Raw genomic sequence first — 20098 nt, forward strand, 5'->3', positions numbered from 1 at the left:
CCCTTCTATGTTTAGAAAAATTTCTCAGTTCATAAAGCAGGTGGAAAAATGATTGAATTTAAGAATGTCACGAAAGTCTACGAAGATGGTACAGAAGCCATAAAGGGTATCAACCTGACGATTCCAAAAGGAAAGCTTGTTGCCTTGATCGGTCCTAGCGGATGTGGGAAAACGACCACGATGAAAATGGTCAATAAGTTAATTGCACCTTCCAGTGGAACGATTATGATTAATGGTAAAGATACTTCAAAAACCGATGAAGTGGAGCTCAGGCGTAATATCGGCTATGTCATACAGCGTATAGGATTGCTTCCACACATGACAATTGAAGAGAACATCAGCCTGATTCCACGCTTAAAAGGGTGGAAGAAGGAACAATATGAAGGCCGTGTAGATGAGCTTTTAAACCTTGTCGGACTTGATCCTAAAGTGTATCGTAAACGATACCCGCTTGAGCTAAGCGGCGGACAACAACAACGGGTGGGTGTCATTCGTGCCCTGGCAGCTGAACCGCCTATCATTCTGATGGATGAACCCTTCAGTGCCCTGGATCCGATCAGCCGGGAGCAACTTCAGGATGAATTGAAAAGCATACAAAATACGATACATAAAACGATTGTGTTCGTCACACATGATATTGACGAAGCGTTAAAGATCGCTGATGAGATCGCGGTGATGCGGGATGGAGAAATTGAACAGATCGCTACACCATCAGAGCTTTTGTCCCAACCTGCAAATGAATTCGTTCGGGCATTTATCGGTGAGGAACGCCTGAACGATCGACAAACTCAGATGCAAGTAATTGACATAATGGAAGACAACACAAATTACGTGCTCTATGAAGAATCGGAATATACCTTAATACCATATGACGCAACGGTCCACGAAGCGGCAAGAGTACTACTTGAGAGCGGAAAACCCTATCTCATGGTGACTAAAGACGGCAAAAAGATTGGAACCGTCACGTCCAGCGGGATTCTTCGTACAGTAGCCTCAGAAGGGAAAAAGGAGGCACGTTCGGTATGAATACATTTACACTATTGTTTATCAAAACCATTTCAAATCGCTCGGACGCCATCTTAAACGGGTTATTTGAGCATCTGTACTTATCATTCGTATCCATTTCCATAGCGATTGCCATCTCTTTGCCGCTTGGTATATACATATCACGAAAAAAGCAAACAGCTGAATTTTACATCGGGATTACAGCCATTTTCCAAACCATACCCAGCTTAGCACTATTTGGTTTTCTCATTCCCCTATTAGGTACAGGTAGTATCACAGCGATTATTGCCCTGACCGTGTATGCACTCTTACCGATTCTCAGGAACACCTACACGGGGATCATCGGAGTTGATGAGGGAGTCATAGAAGCGGGCAGAGGGATGGGGATGACAAACTCACAGCTTCTGTTTAAAGTAGAGCTTCCTCTCGCCCTGCCGTTCATTATGGCGGGTATCAGAACTGCAACTGTATTAACGGTGGGAGTTGCGACGCTTGCAACCTTTGTAGGCGCGGGTGGACTTGGTGACCTCATTTACCGGGGACTATCCACCTGGAATAATTCTTTAGTTCTTGTAGGGGCCATTCCTGCTGCATTACTTGCACTTTCTTTCGATTTTTTATTAAAGCTTCTAGAAAGAATGACAACACCTAAAGGATTAAAAGCACGGAAATAAACCACAATCAAAGGAGAGTAAGAATGAAAAAGAAAATAAAACCATTTATTTTATTAATAGCACTATCCTTCATGATCGCAGGTTGCGGAAATGGAGGGGGTAAAGACACCATCACGGTTTCAGGTAAGATGTGGACTGAGCAGTTTATTTTAACGCAAATGATGGCTGAACTTCTCAAAGAGAAAACCGACCTGGATGTTAAAGTGGAAGAAGGACTGGGAGAAGTATCGATTTTGACACCCGCTCTTGAAAAAGGCGACATCGACGTATATATCGAGTACACAGGAACCGGACTCGAAGCGGTGTTAAAAGAGCAAGCGAAGGAAGGGGCTTCAGCTGAAGAAATATTATCTCAAGTCCGTAAAGGCTACGAAAAAAAGTTCAATGTGACTTGGTTAAAGCCACTGGGTTTCGAGAACACGTATACCCTTGCTTATACTCAAGAACAGGACTTTGATGCCAAAACGTTCTCTGACCTTGTTCCCTTATCGAAAGATTTAAGCTTTGGAGCGCCGCATCAATTCTATGAGCGTGAAGGTGATGGGTACGATGCATTTGCAGAAGCATACGGTTACGAATTTAAAGCGAAAGAAAGCTTTGACCCGAATATTATGTATGAAGCAGTGAAGAAAGGAGATGTAGATATTATTCCCGCCTTTACAACCGATGGAAGAATACAACGTTACAATCTGAAAACGACTACGGATGATAAAGGATTCTTCCCACCATATGATGCCGCTCCTATCATCCGTCAAGACGTTCTGGAAGATCATCCTGAAGTAGAAGAAGTCCTGAATGAATTAGCAGGGCAAATTTCTGAGAAAGAGATGAGTGAGATGAATGCCAAGGTGGATATGGATAAACAAGATCCTAAAGATGTAGCGCGTGAATTTCTCCTATCCAAGGGATTAATCGAAGAGTAAAATGTTAAGAAGTGTCAGAAAGGATAGAGGAGTAATAACATGTCCTTTTTCCATCTGACACTTCATTCTGTTTAGATATATTTTTAAAATTTTGAAAAATTAAAGGGAAATATGGTATAAAAGAAGAATAGGACTTATGGAACAGTTAAAGAATGAATGGATAAGGAACGATGAAGGAGTTGTAATCATCTATGGAAAACCCATCCCGACAAGAAATTGGAAACATCCTTAAACAATCAAATCGCATTGCGGTGATCGGATTAAGTGACAATCCTGCACGAACATCCTATATGGTCTCAAAAGCGATGCAGGATCAAGGTTATGAGATTATTCCTGTAAATCCAACCATTGACGCCGCATTGGGCGTTAAAGCGGTATCTTCTCTGAAGGAGATTGAAGGACCGATTGACATTGTCAATGTATTTCGCCGCTCAGAATTTTTGCCAAAGATTGCGCAAGAATTTGATGAAATCGATTCAAATGTATTTTGGGCGCAACAAGGTGTAATGAATGAAGAGGCTTATCGCTTTTTGAAAGAACGTGGGTATACAGTCATTATGGATCGCTGTATTAAGGTTGAACATGCTTTAACCAAATAATTCTCACTCGTAACAAGCGGCTCTTACCGCTTGTTTTTTTTTCGGGTGGACTTTTCTTCTTTTATTCACTAAAAATTCCGGTCCATACAAATGAAAACAGTCTGATTTCAGAGGTGTTCTAGGAAATTACATTTGCGAAAATCAAATAAAACGCTACAATATAGCATAGTGGTTTACCTTAGAAATGACCAAAACAGGTAAACGAACAAATGTTCTTGTGTTATAGTTAATATATACATAACCAATACTACCGTACAAGCACCATTTACGGTTAGAGAAGTTTTGAAAGGGGAATGTTCGTGGCCAACCAGAATAAGACCATGGATTACAATGATGATGCCATTCAAGTATTAGAAGGTTTAGAAGCCGTTCGTAAGAGACCTGGAATGTATATAGGCTCTACAGATTCAAAAGGATTGCATCATTTAGTATACGAAATTGTCGATAACTCGGTGGATGAAGCATTAGCAGGCTTCGGAAACGAGATTATTGTTACGATACATAAAGATAATAGCATCTCAGTGCAGGATAAAGGACGTGGGATGCCTACTGGAATGCATAAGCTTGGCAAGCCCACTCCTGAAGTCATCTTGACTGTGCTGCACGCAGGAGGGAAATTCGGACAAGGGGGGTATAAGACCAGTGGCGGATTGCATGGTGTAGGTGCCTCAGTCGTAAACGCCCTATCTGAATGGCTTGTTGTGACGATTGAAAGAGATGGAACGAAGTATGAACAGCGTTTCACAAAAGGTGGAAAACCGGAAACCACTCTTGAGAAAATCGGAAAAACGAAAAAATCCGGAACGTGCATCCATTTCAAACCTGATCCGGAGATTTTCAGTAATACCACCTATAATTATGAAACGCTATGTGAACGTCTAAGGGAATCTGCATTCCTTCTTAAAGGATTAAAAATTGAAATCATTGATGAGCGTCAAGATCAGAAGGAAGTCTTTCATTTTGAGAGCGGGATCCAAGCCTTTGTTCAATACTTAAACGAAGAAAAAGATGTGCTTCATAACGTAGCTTTCTTTGAAGGAGAAAATAATACCATCGAAGTGGAGTTCGCCTTTCAATTTAATGACGGGTTCTCTGAAAACATTCTGTCATTCGTGAACAATGTTCGTACAAAAGACGGAGGTACCCACGAAGCCGGAGCAAAGACAGCCATGACCCGTGTCTTTAATGAGTACGCCCGAAAAGTTGGAATTCTAAAAGATCGGGACAAAAATCTTGAAGGGACCGACATTCGTGAAGGCCTGGCCAGTATCGTTTCTGTTCGTATACCAGAACATCTCCTTCAATTTGAGGGGCAGACGAAAGGAAAGCTTGGTACGAGTGAAGCACGTTCAGCAGTAGATGCAGTTGTTTCGGAGCACCTTCTATACTTCTTAGAAGAAAATCCCGATACAAGTTCCCTTCTTATTAAAAAATCCATTAAGGCCGCCCAAGCCCGGGAAGCAGCACGTAAGGCAAGGGAAGATGCGCGTAACGGGAAGAAACGAAAGCGATCTGAAACCGTTCTATCTGGTAAATTAACACCTGCTCAATCGAGAAATCCAGCGCGTAACGAGCTTTATCTTGTGGAGGGTGATTCTGCGGGAGGTTCAGCGAAACAAGGTCGTGACCGTAAATTCCAAGCTATTCTTCCACTTCGGGGGAAAGTCATCAATACGGAAAAAGCCAAGCTTCAGGATATCTTCAAAAACGAAGAAATCAATACAATCATACATGCGATCGGTGGGGGAGTCGGTCCGGAATTCAACGTCGATGACATCAATTACGACAAAATTGTCATCATGACCGATGCCGATACAGATGGAGCCCATATCCAGGTTCTGCTTTTAACCTTCTTTTATCGCTACATGAAACCATTATTAGAAGCAGGGAAAGTTTATATTGCACTTCCTCCTCTCTACAAAGTAAGCAAAGGAGCAGGAAAGAAACAAAAACTTGAATACGCATGGACGGATGAAGAGCTTCAGGGAGCCATTTCTAAAGTTGGCAAAGGCTATATGATCCAGCGCTATAAAGGTCTTGGAGAAATGAACGCCGATCAGCTGTGGGAAACGACGATGGATCCTGAAACACGTGCACTGATCCGTGTCCGCATTGATGATGCTGCCCGGGCTGAGCGTCGCGTGACGACTCTTATGGGAGATAAAGTAGAGCCGCGCCGTAAATGGATTGAAAGTAATGTAGCCTTTGGGTTAGAAGAAGATGGAAGTATTCTTGAAAATGAAAACATTACGGTCCCAGAGGAGGGGTAATACATGACAACTGTAGAAAGATATCAAGACTTACCTCTGGAAGAGGTACTTGGCGACCGATTTGGACGTTATAGTAAATACATTATCCAAGAGCGTGCATTACCTGATGCTCGTGACGGGTTAAAGCCTGTACAAAGACGTATCCTTTACGCCATGTACGTGGATGGTAACACCCAGGAAAAAGGGTTCCGAAAATCAGCGAAAACCGTTGGTAATGTTATTGGTAACTACCATCCTCATGGTGATACATCTGTGTATGATGCCATGGTGCGTATGAGTCAAACGTGGAAAGTGCGAAAATATTTAGTCGAGATGCACGGAAATAACGGAAGCATCGACGGAGATCCGCCTGCTGCCATGCGGTATACAGAGGCTCGTCTTTCTGCTATCTCCATGGAGCTCTTGCGTGATATCGATAAAAAAACCGTGGACTTTGTACCAAATTTTGATGATACATCCAGTGAACCAACTGTATTGCCGTCACGATTTCCGAACCTTTTAGTCAACGGTTCTACTGGTATCTCAGCAGGATATGCAACTGACATTCCACCTCATCACCTTGATGAAGTCATTGATGCGACAATCATGCGTATGGAAAAGCCACAAAGCACGGTGGATGATTTAATGACGGTCTTAAAAGGACCTGATTTTCCAACAGGAGGAATCATTCAAGGGGTAGATGGCATTAAAAAAGCTTACGAAACCGGAAAAGGTAAAGTGGTTGTTCGTGGAAAAGCGGATATTGAAAACATCCGCGGAAGCAAACAACAAATCGTCATAACGGAAATTCCTTATGAGGTAAACAAAGCGAATCTTGTCAAGAAAATGGATGAATTCCGTGTAGATCGCAAAGTGGAAGGAATTGCAGAAGTTCGTGATGAAACAGACCGCGATGGAATGCGCATTGTCATTGAGTTAAAGAAAGATGCAGATGCTACTGGCGTCTTAAACTACCTCTATAAAAACAGTGATCTTCAAATCGCCTATAACTTTAATATGGTTGCGATACATAACCGTCGTCCTAAACTAATGGGACTGCGTGAACTTTTGGATGCTTATATTCATCACCAAAAAGAAGTAGTGACAAATCGTACCAGACATGATCTAAATAAAGCGAAGGATCGCCAGCATATTGTTGAAGGCTTAATGAAAGCTCTGTCAATATTAGATCAAGTTATAGCAACGATTCGTGCTTCGAAAGATAAACGGGATGCGAAGGATAATTTAATTCAGCAATTTCAATTTACTGAAGCACAGTCAGAAGCAATCGTAAGCCTACAATTATATCGTTTAACGAATACAGACATTACTGCACTGCAGGCAGAAGCTGAAGAATTAGCGAAAACGATCGCTGAGTTAACTGCCATCCTGGAAAGTGAAAACAAACTTTACAGTGTAATCAAAAAAGAATTAAAAGGCATCAAAAAGCAGTTCTCTGATGCTCGTCGCACTAAAATTGAGGATGAGATTGAAGAAATTAAAATCAACCTTGAAGTACTGATCGCCAGTGAGGATGTCATGGTTACCGTTACCCGTGATGGTTACATGAAACGAACTAGTCTACGTTCTTATTCTGCTTCAAACGGCCAAGATCTCGCCATGAAAGAAACAGACAGGCTCCTTGGTCAGTATGAGATGAATACGACGGATGTACTATTAGTGTTTACAAACAAAGGGAATTACATCTATTGCCCTGTACATGAGCTCCCGGATATTCGCTGGAAAGACCTTGGTCAACACGTTGGGAACATCGTGCCGATTGATCGCGATGAACAGGTTCTAAAAGCGATACCGATTAGAGAATTTAATCCATCCCATTATTTGTTATTTGTAACGAAGAATGGAATGATCAAGAGATCTGAGCTTCCCCAGTACAAAGCACAGCGCTACTCCCGTCCTCTTGTAGGAATTAATTTAAAAGGAGACGATCAGTTGGTCGATGTACACTTAACCGATGGTTCCTATGATATATTCATCGCTACACACTTAAGCTATGGTCTTTGGTTTTCCGAGGAAGATGTGAACATCGTCGGACCACGGGCAGCTGGTGTAAAAGGGATTAACCTTAAAGATGAAGATTATGTTGTGTCTGGTAAGATCGTTAAAGACCCAGTGAAGGATTACATTTTCTTAGCAACCCAGCGAGGGGCTGTAAAGAAAATGAAATTAGCCGAATTCGAAAAGACATCCCGTGCCAAACGTGGAGTCATCATGCTGCGGGAATTGAAATCAAACCCACATCGTGTGGTAAGAATAGAAGTGGTTAAAGATACAGATATGGTAGGCCTGATCACGAAAAAGGGAAAAACAGAAGAAGTGCTCCTTTCAGATCTTAGACCTAATGACCGTTATTCAAATGGATCATTTGTGATTGATGAAGGGGTTAGCGGATCTGTTTGTGAAACGTGGGCAGAATCACTACTACCCGAAACAAAAGAATAGCCACTCAGAGAAACGACCAGAGTTATTTCTGGTCGTTTTTTATTTCGAAAAACGAATAATGTATGTATATTCATTCGAAATTGTTGTACAATACCCGTAAAAAATTGTACAACAATTAATATTATTTCAACAATATGAATTTATCAGTTGAATAGATATCTGTTTTTTGATAGATTATAGAAGTGTCTTAAGGGGTAAACATACATAGGATCATACATTATTTGTCATAAACACAAACATCTAGGGGGAACAAATATGGAGTTATTTACAAGTATAATAGGCACCTTGAATGATTATATGTGGTCATACATACTGATTGTGGCGCTTATCGGTCTCGGTTTATACTTTTCATTACGAACAAAATTCGCACAATTCCGTTACTTAGGAGAAATGGGAAGATTATTAACAGATAAAACCACCATTTCAGCAGAGGGAAAACGAGGCATTTCTTCCTTCCAGGCTTTCACAATCAGTACCGCATCCCGTGTCGGTACTGGTAATCTGGCCGGGGTTGCAACAGCGATTGCCGGCGGTGGGCCAGGAGCCGTATTCTGGATGTGGCTGATTGCCCTTTTGGGTGGGGCAACAAGCTTCGTTGAGAGTACACTTGCACAAATCTATAAAGTGAAAGACGGAAAAGACGGCTACCGCGGTGGTCCCGCTTACTATATGGAAAAGGGATTAAATGCCCGTTGGATGGGGATCCTGTTTGCCGTTATCATTACATTCTGTTTCGGCCTTGTGTTCAACTCGGTACAATCCAATACAATTTCTCTTGCAATGGAAGAAGCGTATTCAATTGATCGTATGACTGTTGGTATCATTCTTGCCGTGTTAACAGCTCTTGTTATTTTCGGCGGGGTGAAGAGAATTGCCAGTGTAACTCAAATTGTCGTTCCGATCATGGCGGTTCTATATTTGATTCTGGCATTCTTTATTCTAGTCACCAATATCTCCATGCTACCAAATATGTTTGCGATCATTTTTGAAAACGCATTTGGTATTCGTGAAGTAGCAAGTGGCGGAGTAGGGGCAGCCATCATGATGGGAATCAAACGCGGTTTATTCTCGAATGAAGCCGGTATGGGTAGTGCGCCGAACGCAGCTGCCTCTGCGGGTGTCACTCACCCCGTAAAACAAGGACTTATCCAAACTCTTGGTGTGTTCACAGATACCCTGCTTATCTGTACAGCAACAGCCTTCATGATCATCCTGTCTGACCAATACACCACAGGGATCGATGGCATTCAATTGACGCAGGCAGCCTTAAGTTTCCATGTAGGGGAATGGGCAGATACATTTGTCGCTGTCGCTATATTCTTATTCGCCTTCAGTTCGATTATCGGAAACTACTACTACGGGGAAACCAATATCGAGTTTATCAAATACAGCCCGATCACTCTATTCATATACCGAATGGCCGTTCTTGGCATGGTGATTTTCGGAGCGGTTGTCAAACTGGATATTGTGTGGAGCCTGGCAGATTTATTTATGGGTCTCATGGCGATCATCAACTTAATCGCCATCACGTTATTAGCTAAAATCGCGATATCTGCCCTAAAAGATTACCGGGAACAAAAGAGACAAGGTAAGGATCCTGTTTTCTACTCCAACTCTATTAAAGGGTTAAAAGGACTTGAGAGCTGGGATGCAAAACCTGAGACGACTTCAGAACAAAAATAGCATGAAAGGACCAACCTTATCGGGGGTTGGTCCTTTTTCATTTTTCTGACTGAGAAAGATGAGAAGAGAAACGATAATCATTACATAGATTTTCCTTCTTTGGTGAAAATAAAAGTGAATAATTTTCTAAAAAGGAGAGAAAATCATGAGAAAAGAATTACTATTTGCTTTCGGTGCTTTCTTTATTATGTCCCTCCATGCCATTGCAGGAAATTTTTCCAATGAACCTTTGGAAAAACAGCCTGTGAATGAAATGACTGTCAATGTGTATAAAAAAGATGTAACCGGCGATGGTAAAAAGGATACGATTACGCTTAAGGCGATTCCATTTTCTCCTGATGCCCTGTTTCTCAAACAAATTTGGGCGGATATTCAAACGTCTGAAGGAAGTAAGATTCGAATTGATTATGAAGGTGGGTATGAGCCGAAAATCCAATTCGTTGATTTAAATCACGATGGAATAAAGGATATGCTGTACTCATCTCCTACAGGGGGAAGTGGTGGACTTTATAATGTAGCCCTCCATACGTTAGCAGATAATAAACTGGTCGATATTGGATTACCTGAGCCCTTAACGATTCAAGCCCAGTTTGAAGATGACTACCAAGCTTCTATTTCATTTGTGGATACGAATCAATCCTACACAGTCGATTTACGTGACCGCAAAGAAGACTATGATCGATTGGGGATATACAAGGACGGAACCTTAAATGAACCTATGGAATTAATGGTTCTCCCATATGCATTTTTTGAGCCGACGAACATCATGGACAAACCTGGTAAAGGATTAAAAGGTTATCAGCAAATAAGTGGTGCCTATAAGGCTGATGGCATCGGAACGGCGACGTCTTATTGGTATTATGAGAATGATCAATGGAACCTGATGAAGATAAAGTGGAAAGCAAGTAAATAGCTGAACCATTTCTAGGCTTTTATCATACTCTGTTGTAAGCCCATTTTTGTAAAGGAGGCTTACACATGAGTGAATTCAAGCCTGAAAAGCTAGCTGTCACGTATTTGCCACCAGCTTCAATCTTCAGTCCCATTGATAATCGAAAGTACACATTAACTCATTCTGATACGACGGGTGAACTATTTTTAAGCGTTGGTTGTCACTTTGATTTGGAGAAGATCAATCCATCCATGAGGGACGAAGTTTTAGGAGAATGGAGAAGAGACCTTGGTCAATACACTCTTGCAGGAACCGTGTATGTGAGTGGGGGAGAATTTGATCAACAGCTTTCCAACGTAAGGTTTATGATTTTCAAAAAGGAACTGCCATTGGCATTAACAGCAATGGTGAACGGTGATAAGGGATTCTACACGTACTATCCATGGCTTTTGGATGCACCCATCATCGTCTGCTTTGAATCTGTATTCCCGGAATTTCAGCAAACGCTTTATTTCGGGACACCAAGACAGTATTTATTGAAATAGTGCTTAAGCATAAAGAGGTTCAGGCTCAATGTGAACTCTTTATGCTTATTTATATGTAGCTTCACTGCAAGTATTTATTAAGAGAGGGGCTTAGTGAGAGTAGATTCAATCGGGGTTTAACTAAGCTGATTAATAAATTAGAAATGATAGTTAAGATAATGACATAATATTATGTAAACTAATAAGTGAGTATGAACGCAGCAACTAACAAATGAAATGATACATATAAGAAGAAAAAACAAAACAGTATTAAAATCAACTAAATAAATTATCAGATAATGGATATTCGAAAAAAACATACAAATTCACATTTGATATCCAATACAAAAATTTAGATGCATGACCAGACTGAATGGATCATGAGAGAAAAAATTTCAGGATCTGATTAATAAACCATTATAAATGAATAGAATTAACCAAATTTAATTCTTGAAGTAAAGTGTCTTATTTTTTCTTTTGTCTCATTGTTAACAGTATACTTGTGATACGAGACAGAAATCGATTATTTTATTCAGGTACCGATAATAAATATTATGTAAACTATAAACAAACTTTAACATAACAATAACTCTTACCCCCACTTTTGTCCATTGAAAAGAATCTTCCTACATTAATGAAAAGAATCCACCTACATAAGAGCTTGCTTTTTTGATAGAGAGTTTATACTCCCCCTAGAAAACCTCTATTTTACATCTCTTACTTGCTGCTTAAAGAAATTTCATTACAGATCATAACATTTTATTGAAAAGAAACTTCCTACATACAAACTTGTCAATGAAAAGAATGTTCCTACATACTACAAATTAATTAGGTATGTAATCGCTTATCGCTGCCCGATTGTTGAATAAGCTAGTAACTGCAGTAACCAGAGATCAATTGTTGTTCTTCAGTTATTGCTGTAATTTAATTTCCTTTACAACCAAGTTCCCAAACGTTTGTATATCCTCTATGTGATCAAAATTTTTATTCTCATATGTGTATAAACTGTTATACATCCTTACAGCAACAGCATTATATTTAGGAATTACAAGGCAAGCACAACCCGAAGCCCCAAGTATTTGATAGCTCCCTTCTGGTAATTCTGCTCCTAATTCATTATAGTCACAGAAAACTTTATTATCTTTTAACCACCAAAAGAAACCAAATTTAGGAAGTTTCAGCTCAACTGATCCAGGACTTTGAATTGTGGTAGAAAGGTCAAATACTTCTTTTGGCAAGATTTGTTTTCCATCCATTAACCCTTTATTCAAATGTAAACTTCCCCCCACTTCTTTTTGTTCGTCTCTTCATTATTCTGCTTACTTATCTATTCCACAAAAGCATGCGTAACCCTGCATCAGGTTACGCATGCTTTTTAGCATATTACAAATAAGGACTATATATCACTTTTCGTGTACAATATTATATTTTTTCAACAACTCTTTAGCTTGATTGATACCATCATCAGTTAGGTAAACAGACTTTGATCGTTTGCCTCCCATAATGTACTTATTCTCACTTAGTTCGTTTAACGATTCAAAAGGATAACCCTTCCAACTTCTTTGTGCTTCCCCTAATCCATAATCATCTGTAAAAGAAGTTAAATACAAGAGCAATAATGTAAGTTCGTCAATTTGATCCTTCAATTTAAAAGCTCCTTTACTTTTTACTCACGCCTGCTTTGAACCAATTAATATTCTGTTTAACAGCCTTTAACTGCACAACATTCTACTTGAAAATGTTTCTTAAAAGATTTCACTATCTTTTTTCCATTACCTTTATATGATTTTTCATTAAGAACCGCCCTTTATTCTTACTTGACTTAACATTAAATGTAACTTATTTTTATTGTCTCATCATTTTTTTATAGAAGAATAAGCGTTTCATTTATTGCAGAACCGCCCTCGTTCGTATTATAAGGTTAACCAGATATGAAAATATTTCTGGTTGACCTTATAATACTTCCCTCTTAGCTATATATAAACTTGAAAGTAAAGTCATTCCGCGTTTATTAGGGCATGAATTCCCCTAGGTAATCCAATATCGAAGCTTATCTTTCATAGGATGTTGGCTTCTTAGCATTTATTTGATTCTTAATCTTTTTCTTCCGGTTGGCAAATATAGCAAACCATACTTTAGGGTGGAAAAGGTGGAAGGGGGGCCGAATTAAATTCATTACTCTAATTAATCTGAGATAAACTTCCGGATCAAAAGCCGAAAGCTGATATACTTTTTTGCTATACCACTGTTTAAACGACTGCATAAGGGATCTGTTCCCATTAATATCGGGGTGGCGAAATGCCTCTGTAATTGCCATCTCCCATGGTGTTGCAATCAACTTAGAAATTTTCTGATGAAATGTTTTGGTAAACCCTTTATCGGAATAAGCATAATATTTAAAATAACTCTGTAACTCTAAGGCTTCCATAGCAGCAACAGATATCCCTTGCCCAAATACCGGATCAAAGCGGCAGTGAGCATCCCCAACAACCAGGAAACCTTCGGGGACATCTGCAAGGTCAAAACGTCGACGAACCTGATAAGGAATATTATATATTTTCATCTCTGAAACTGGCTCCACTTGTTCTAGAAATTGAAGAACGTCAGTGACGGGTAACCTTTTTGCATAAGCAAAAAATTCCTCATTTGTTTTTGGCGCACGTTCATTGGCGTAACCACTAAAGGTAACAGAGAAGCGATTATCTTCAATCGTTTGAATAAATGCACCGTAAGGGTTTTCAGGAAAACTAGGAGAAATCAGAAGATTACACCAGTCTGGACGGTCTCGATTTTTCAGACGAAAGAGTCTTGTGGCATAAAAAAGTTGAATCCACACCTTTTCTTCCCTAACCTTAATACCGTATGATTTTAGCCACTCTATACTCTTTGATCCAAACCCGCTAGCATCAACAACCATATCTGCAAGAAGGACTTCTTCTCTTCTTGTCTTCAGAGAACGTACCTGTACTCCAGATATTTTATTACGTTGATGATCTAATATTAGTTGCTCGGCCATTGTTTCGTACCTGGTTGTAATATTGGAAACTTGATCAATATGGTGTTGTAATTGCCATTCTAACATAGGGCGGCTTTGTTGAAGCATAACTAATTCTCCTGGAAACCGTTGTTTCCAGAACCCAAAATGATGCCACTTCAAATCTCTTGTAAAATTATTTACAACACTCCCACCTTCTTTTAATTGATCAAGAAGGTTTGGAAAGATTTTCTCAATAGCTTCTTCTCCACCTTTTAATAAGACATGAGGATGATAGCTTTGTGGCACTCTCTTCCTAGGAGCTTTTTCTTTCCATCTTTGACCAGCTTCCACAATGATTACTTGTCGAAAGGTATGTGACAGGGCTTTAGCAACTAGTTTCCCAGCAATGCTTCCTCCGATAACTATTACTTTTTCCATCACGATTCTTCCTCCAATCTCCTATAAGTATCCGATTTCTCTCTAAAAACCCTTCCTCGGCAAACCTTCATTTTAGAGCAAATAAAAAAAATCAATTTTGTAAAAAAGATTGATCAAAAGAAATCCACTTTTATTGATTAACTGGTGATTCTTTTTACTCCTGAAAAACTGTCCTTTAACTTAATAACAATTATTTCAAATCCCCCAAATTTTAACAAGAAGTTATTCAATTATATGGCCCTTTAACGGAATAAGGGTTTGTTAAGGCTTTTCCAAATAAAATGGCTCGTCGTTTTGAAGTGATTGAGTATTTCAGCTAAATCACTAACGGTTGATGCTATATTTTGAATCCCATTCCCAAGCTCACTTTGCCCCAGTCCCTGCCGATGAAACGCTAATACTCTATAGGTTTTACTTAAAGTTTGTATTACCTCATACCACTCCTTAAAAGAACAGCCCATCCCTGTAAGAACAATAACCAGTGACCTTTATTACCCTTAAAAAGAACTTCAAACGACATAACTGTACCAATTTCATATTCATCATAATCCCATCCAACTGATTCAGATTGTTTCAGATAGCTCAATTAAACCAGGGACGTCAGTTTTGTCAAACTGGACTAATTTTAACTTTGACTTATTACTTGTAATCATAAAACCTTCTCCTTTATCAACCCCTTTTTGAGAATATTACCTTTCTTTAACGAACAAATTTGAACAAAAAGAAATACCATTATTTTCAATTCTATCATAATTCACCAATAGAGAGGACATGATCGAGGTTACTCAGAATCATTTACTGATTTGTACCTGACCCTGGAGACGCTAAAGCTTGTCCCTACTGTGGAATGGCTCCATCAATTCTTTTTTAAAATGCTCTGTTAAAGTTTAATGCTGATATATATAGAAAGAAGAGTACCCCAAAATAATTGAAAGTCCTCTTTTGCATTATTGTTCTTATTGAACTAACGCCCCCGTTAGATGAGCACTTTAATACAAGATAAAGTCTCTACTTTCTCAGAGTAAACCGTCAAATCAAGCATCTCTTTACTACCTCTCCCTTTATTAAGTATGATAAAAAGCCAGCACCTAATGCTGGCTTTCAATCTTTCATATTAAATTAAAGCACTTGCATGAAATAAGCACCTTTAATACCAATTAGTCTCTAAAGGTTGATTCAATATGTTTAATTAATTCGCTCTAAAAGCTTCCTGATAATACTCCTTTAATTCAGAGGCATTATCTTTCCATTCCACTGGATGTCCGTTGACTATCTGGTGAAGGACATCCAAGCACCGATGCCATCCTGCAGCGGTATTAACTACCCATGAATCGTCGTCAAAAGTGTGGGTGAAGATCATTCGTGAACCTTTATCCTCTTCCTGCAAAGATATGTTCACTAGATCACCTTCTTCACGGAAACCAAATAAATATGGCTTTTCTAACTCAGTGATGGTAGCCTTATATGTTGTTCCTTCTCCGTCATCGAAGTCAATTTTGCCCCCTAGTCTGACATCCATCTCTCCTGTGGCAAAAGGGTACCATTGGGTGAAGTAACTCGGAGTTGTTATGACATGGAAAACATCTTCTGGATTTTGAAGGGAAAATCGTTCAAATCTTAAAGCATAACGACCGTTTGATTCATGTAATGTACCATACTCATTCATCATTTCATCTCCTTTTCTTTATCCTTGAAGTTTCTCCCGCTACTAATTCAGAAAAACAAATTAATGTTTGTTCAGCTCGGGAAAATATCAACCATTTATTCCATTCTTTTATAGTACCATAATATTTAATCCGTTTAGATTATAATGTTCCGTTCGTTCTTTAATGTTGATGTTTTTTATTTGCATTTCCCCCCAAGTTAACTTTAATAATATTATCGCAACACGAATATACGTTTGGTTATATTTGTTGATAGTAAATTCTATTAATGAACTATTCCACTAAACTGCTCAATAATGGAATAAGGGTACAGGTGAAGATCGGCTGCCCGGCCTTCAGCTGTACCCTTAGAGAATAGCCTTAGCAATGATAATAGATTATGATGTCAAAGCATCAACTTTGTACCAATCACCTTTGACTGTAATTTGTAAATCATCTATAACATTGCTCTTCATCTTAATGTTCGGATTTAGTAAAATCGTTCCATTCTGAGACAGTTTATTTACTTTTGACCTTGAAATGCCAAGAATTTCTGCTATAAGTTTATCTATTCTAAGACCAAAATCATATTTATAGCAAAGTCTAATCGTAAACTTGTTAGATCGTGAATCGAGCTTTTCTTTTTTTAACTCGTATCGTATATCTGTAATTACATCATTACATAGTTTTCTTAATTTGTTGACTTGAAAAGCATAGTACCAAATGGTCTCTTTATCATTATTCATAAACTTTTGAATGAGCATTGAGTCAATTTTATTAATATTTACTCTGGATAAAATGGGGTAATTCCAAGTTCCCTCACAATGTGTACAGTTATAAATAAGCCAAATATCAACTATTTTTTGATTCGCATTTACCCTGAATTTCTCACTACAATAAAATTCTGTGTTCGTTTTACATTTACTGCAATTTCGTTTTATATAAGGGGTTTCCTTAGCAATGACCTCATACGTGAATAAATTATTTAAACTCATACACCAGTTCCTCCTATTTATTCAGAGGAACGCAAAAAATGGTTGAATGGAGAAAGATTTCCCATTTAAAAAAGCGGAATACCATATAGGTATCCCGCTGGAATTAAAACAACTGACTATCCTGCGTTCCCTGTAATGGTTAAAAATAGGCGCACTTCTCCCGTCATTGAACACTAATGTTCAAAAAGAAATGTACTATTTAGTTGCTTAAACCATTACAAGTATGTTGGCAAACCCAATTCCACCTTCCAGATTTCTCCTGTATCTTTAGTATACCATTATTTTATCAATAATTACCATTGTTTTATTATCATTCAGGAGATTTACTGTTGGCTTATTCTCCCCATTCTACATATTCACTGCAATCTTGGGGGGTTTTTGCCCTTTCCCTCAAAAAGTTGGAGTAAGGAGGCTTTCGAAAAATAAATCCTTATCAATATGACATAACTATGCCAATTTTATATTCATCATAATCCCAACCAACTGATTCACACAGCTCAATTAAACCTGGAATGTCATATTTGCTAAGCTGGACTATTTTTAACTTTGACTCGTGACTTGTAACCATTAATTCTTCTCCATCTTTAAATCCTAATTTTTTGGGGGGCTTATTGCATTAACTCACCACTTTATTCCACCAACCTCCCTATAAAGGAACAATGAAAATAGCTGGAGATCGCTATCTATTGATAACGGTCAAAATCTTCAAGAATATCTGGAATTATTTCTGATTTTTTTATTACTTTTTCTTAACCATAGAACAGTACCCTCCCTTTAATTTATATAACTCATTAATTTAATTCATCTGTTCATACTAAGAGTTAAAGGAAATCAAACCATTACTGGGGATGAAGTCATGATAAAACGTTTATTAGTAATTTTTTCTTTTCTTATTTTTGCTATCGGGTGTACCGGCAGCAGCCAGGTCTCGCCCCTGGATACCAAGATACCGTTCCCTCTGCAAACTGGAAGCCAATACCATCCGAAAGTGGTTCTCCTCGTTATTGACTCATTAATGGAAAAATCGCTGAAAAAGGCAATTGAGGACGGAAAAGCTCCCGCCCTGGAATTTTTTAAAAAGAACGGCCAATACAGCACTGATCTGGTAAGTTCGTATCCGACAATGTCGGTCACGATAGACAGTTCTTTAATTACAGGTACTTATCCAGATCAGCATAAAATCCCAGGGCTTGTCTGGTTTAATGATAAAGAAAGACGAATCATTACTTATGGAAATGGATTTTTTGAAATCTTTAAGCTGGGTGTTTCTGATTTTGCAAGGAACGGTCTTTATGCCTATAACAATCGAGACTTGAGTAGCAATGTTAAAACCATACATGAAGACCTGGACAATGCAGGCTTAAAGACTGCTTCTATAAACGCTTTGATTTACCGTGGAAATTATCCTCATACCCTGAAGGTCCCGGCCTTCATTTCGTCAGTGACCAACCTGCCTGATGAAATACAAACCAAGGGCCCTGAAACGCTGTCATTAGGATTGTTTTCCAGAGAGAATCAGGAAAACAATCATATCGTCAATCGAATTGGCCTGAATGATTCTTTTGCAGCAGAGGAGTTGATATACCTTTTTAAGAATAACACTTTACCTTCCTTTACAATCCTGTATTTACCGGAAAATGATTATACTGTACACAAAAAAGGTCCTTCCGCGATTAAAGGAATAGAAGATGTGGATAAGCAGCTCCAAAACGTTCTGAATAGCTTCCCTGATTGGAACGATGCACTCACTAACATTGTGTGGGTTATTATGGGTGACAGCAACCAGTCCTTAGTGAAATCAAATAAAAAAGAAGCTCTCATAGACCTTAGAAAAGAACTCTCTGAATACAACATATTGGAGCTAGGCGAAGCTGTCCGGGCTAAAGACGAAATTGTTATCACCGCAAATGAACGGATGGCGTATCTTTATATTCTTAAAGAGGACATTCAGCTACGGCAAATGGCGAAAATATTACAAAAAGAGTCACGTATTTCTTGGATAGCATGGAAGGACAACGAAGGTATTAAAGTAATTTCCCCTGATCATCAAGGGGAACTGTCATTTCAACCAGAAGGCCCCTATAAGGACCAATATCATCAGTCATGGTCCGTAAAAGGAAACAGTGATATCCTCGATATGAAAATTAAAGACAATACAATCAGCTTTGGAAATTACCCCGATGCTTTAGCAAGGCTATATGGAGCAGCAGAATCACAAAAAGGCAGCTTTCTTATCACGGATGCCAAACCAGGATATGAATTCATAGGAGAAAGTTCACCGGAGCATTCCGGCGGAGGTGCCCATGGCTCGATGCACAAGGCAGATTCAACGGTTCCACTCATAGTGACAGGAACAAATAAAAGTATTGAAAACTTAAGAATCGTTGATTTAAAAGACTGGATTATTGAGATTATCCAAAGATAAAGAAAGCCCACCTGAGTGGGCTTTCTCCTGAATGAGCTTTCTACTATTCATTCTGCATTTGATTCTTGTCAGGAGCTATTTCATTCGCAAATTCGTTAATTGCTGCCAGGTTTGGCTTGGCTCCACTTAAAGGATTAGTGTTCACTAGATTCTGAAACGTACGTCCAATGTTGCTGTTCATGCTTCTTCTGTTCAGACCATAGGCAGCAGCACTCATGGCAAGGCTCAAAACCGATCCCCAAACCATTCTTTTGTTAGCTCTTTTTCTGCCAAACATATTTAGGAAAGAAGATCTCTTTCTTCTATTGAAAAGCGATAATAATTTATTCAAACAAACACCTCTTCGTTTAGATTAAGAAAGTTCTACTTTGACTTTCAAATTTATTATCTGTCTAGTCACTGTCATTATGACTGGTAAAACATTAAAGGGATAAAGGTTCCACCTTATTATCTGCATAACATCATTACCGGTTTTTAAAATAAAACTCCAGCACCTTCAGGATTTCACCTTCCTCCTCAAAGGTTTGGATACGGTCCCCTTCAAGGCACGAAAAATTAGTCGGGCTCAAATAAAGTAACCGTTTGTATGTGTCAAGCTTCCCTCGACA

Annotated in this window: 16 protein-coding genes; 10 read left to right on the forward strand and 6 right to left on the reverse strand. The window is 38.9% G+C overall.

Features of this window, described 5'->3' with window-relative positions; genetic code table 11:
- The first annotated feature begins 48 nt into the window (after positions 1–48).
- The 9 genes from F0342_RS10480 (at position 49) to F0342_RS10520 (ending at position 11033) form a co-directional block, all read left to right on the forward strand.
- Complete coding sequence (locus F0342_RS10480) at positions 49–1026, forward strand: ABC transporter ATP-binding protein (RefSeq protein ID WP_149155879.1); 978 nt, start codon at positions 49–51, stop codon at positions 1024–1026.
- Complete coding sequence (locus F0342_RS10485) at positions 1023–1679, forward strand: ABC transporter permease (protein ID WP_149155880.1); 657 nt, start codon at positions 1023–1025, stop codon at positions 1677–1679. Before F0342_RS10480 ends, F0342_RS10485 begins: the two co-directional genes overlap by 4 nt.
- Before the next feature lie 23 nt (positions 1680–1702).
- Positions 1703–2602, forward strand: a complete 900-nt coding sequence (locus tag F0342_RS10490; RefSeq protein WP_149155881.1) for an ABC transporter substrate-binding protein — start codon at positions 1703–1705, stop codon at positions 2600–2602.
- 191 nt (positions 2603–2793) lie between these two features.
- Positions 2794–3201: a CoA-binding protein gene (locus F0342_RS10495; RefSeq protein ID WP_149155882.1), complete on the forward strand. Its 408-nt coding sequence runs from the start codon at positions 2794–2796 to the stop codon at positions 3199–3201.
- Between the two features lie 299 nt (positions 3202–3500).
- Positions 3501–5471, forward strand: coding sequence for a DNA topoisomerase IV subunit B (gene parE, locus F0342_RS10500; protein ID WP_316252599.1), 1971 nt, complete (start codon positions 3501–3503; stop codon positions 5469–5471).
- Between the two features lie 3 nt (positions 5472–5474).
- Complete coding sequence (gene parC / locus F0342_RS10505; RefSeq protein WP_149155884.1) at positions 5475–7913, forward strand: DNA topoisomerase IV subunit A; 2439 nt, start codon at positions 5475–5477, stop codon at positions 7911–7913.
- A 255-nt stretch (positions 7914–8168) separates the two neighbouring features.
- Positions 8169–9596 (forward strand): alanine/glycine:cation symporter family protein, encoded by a 1428-nt coding sequence (locus tag F0342_RS10510; RefSeq protein WP_149155885.1) that lies wholly within the window; start codon positions 8169–8171, stop codon positions 9594–9596.
- A gap of 145 nt (positions 9597–9741) precedes the next feature.
- Entirely contained in the window at positions 9742–10509 is a 768-nt protein-coding gene (locus F0342_RS10515; protein ID WP_149155886.1) for a hypothetical protein, read from the forward strand.
- A gap of 65 nt (positions 10510–10574) precedes the next feature.
- Entirely contained in the window at positions 10575–11033 is a 459-nt protein-coding gene (locus F0342_RS10520; RefSeq protein ID WP_149155887.1) for a staygreen family protein, read from the forward strand.
- An 890-nt stretch (positions 11034–11923) separates the two neighbouring features.
- Here F0342_RS10520 and F0342_RS10525 read toward each other — a convergent pair.
- The 5 genes from F0342_RS10525 to F0342_RS10545 form a co-directional block, all read right to left on the reverse strand.
- Entirely contained in the window at positions 11924–12283 is a 360-nt protein-coding gene (locus F0342_RS10525) for a hypothetical protein (protein WP_149155888.1), read from the reverse strand.
- 132 nt (positions 12284–12415) lie between these two features.
- On the reverse strand, positions 12416–12658 hold the full coding sequence (locus tag F0342_RS10530) for a DUF6429 family protein (protein ID WP_149155889.1): 243 nt from the start codon (positions 12656–12658) through the stop codon (positions 12416–12418).
- A gap of 404 nt (positions 12659–13062) precedes the next feature.
- Complete coding sequence (locus tag F0342_RS10535) at positions 13063–14430, reverse strand: FAD-dependent oxidoreductase (protein WP_149155890.1); 1368 nt, start codon at positions 14428–14430, stop codon at positions 13063–13065.
- Between the two features lie 1186 nt (positions 14431–15616).
- Positions 15617–16093, reverse strand: coding sequence for an SRPBCC family protein (locus tag F0342_RS10540; RefSeq protein WP_149155891.1), 477 nt, complete (start codon positions 16091–16093; stop codon positions 15617–15619).
- A 375-nt stretch (positions 16094–16468) separates the two neighbouring features.
- Positions 16469–17065 carry a DUF1062 domain-containing protein gene (locus tag F0342_RS10545; RefSeq protein WP_149155892.1) on the reverse strand — a complete coding sequence of 199 codons (597 nt, stop codon included), beginning with the start codon at positions 17063–17065 and terminating at the stop codon, positions 16469–16471.
- Between the two features lie 856 nt (positions 17066–17921).
- Between F0342_RS10545 and F0342_RS10550 the strand changes: the two genes are divergently transcribed.
- Positions 17922–19490 (forward strand): alkaline phosphatase family protein, encoded by a 1569-nt coding sequence (locus F0342_RS10550; RefSeq protein ID WP_149155893.1) that lies wholly within the window; start codon positions 17922–17924, stop codon positions 19488–19490.
- 43 nt (positions 19491–19533) lie between these two features.
- On the opposite strand, the gene F0342_RS10555 is transcribed toward F0342_RS10550, so the two are convergent.
- Complete coding sequence (locus tag F0342_RS10555) at positions 19534–19821, reverse strand: hypothetical protein (protein WP_149155894.1); 288 nt, start codon at positions 19819–19821, stop codon at positions 19534–19536.
- Between the last annotated feature and the right edge of the window lie 277 nt (positions 19822–20098).

Source organism: Bacillus sp. CH30_1T (assembly GCF_008364765.1).
GTDB lineage: Bacteria > Bacillota > Bacilli > Bacillales > Bacillaceae_B > Rossellomorea.

Excerpts from the sequence above, each read along its gene's own strand:
- F0342_RS10515 (WP_149155886.1), top strand. The coding sequence starts at position 9,742 with ATGAGAAAAGAATTACTATTTGCTTTCGGTGCTTTCTTTATTATGTCC.
- F0342_RS10545 (WP_149155892.1), bottom strand. The coding sequence starts at position 17,065 with ATGAGTTTAAATAATTTATTCACGTATGAGGTCATTGCTAAGGAAACC.
- F0342_RS10550 (WP_149155893.1), top strand. The coding sequence starts at position 17,922 with ATGATAAAACGTTTATTAGTAATTTTTTCTTTTCTTATTTTTGCTATC.
- F0342_RS10495 (WP_149155882.1), top strand. The coding sequence starts at position 2,794 with ATGGAAAACCCATCCCGACAAGAAATTGGAAACATCCTTAAACAATCA.
- F0342_RS10490 (WP_149155881.1), top strand. The coding sequence starts at position 1,703 with ATGAAAAAGAAAATAAAACCATTTATTTTATTAATAGCACTATCCTTC.
- F0342_RS10480 (WP_149155879.1), top strand. The coding sequence starts at position 49 with ATGATTGAATTTAAGAATGTCACGAAAGTCTACGAAGATGGTACAGAA.
- F0342_RS10510 (WP_149155885.1), top strand. The coding sequence starts at position 8,169 with ATGGAGTTATTTACAAGTATAATAGGCACCTTGAATGATTATATGTGG.
- F0342_RS10540 (WP_149155891.1), bottom strand. The coding sequence starts at position 16,093 with ATGAATGAGTATGGTACATTACATGAATCAAACGGTCGTTATGCTTTA.
- F0342_RS10485 (WP_149155880.1), top strand. The coding sequence starts at position 1,023 with ATGAATACATTTACACTATTGTTTATCAAAACCATTTCAAATCGCTCG.
- parC (WP_149155884.1), top strand. The coding sequence starts at position 5,475 with ATGACAACTGTAGAAAGATATCAAGACTTACCTCTGGAAGAGGTACTT.
- F0342_RS10520 (WP_149155887.1), top strand. The coding sequence starts at position 10,575 with ATGAGTGAATTCAAGCCTGAAAAGCTAGCTGTCACGTATTTGCCACCA.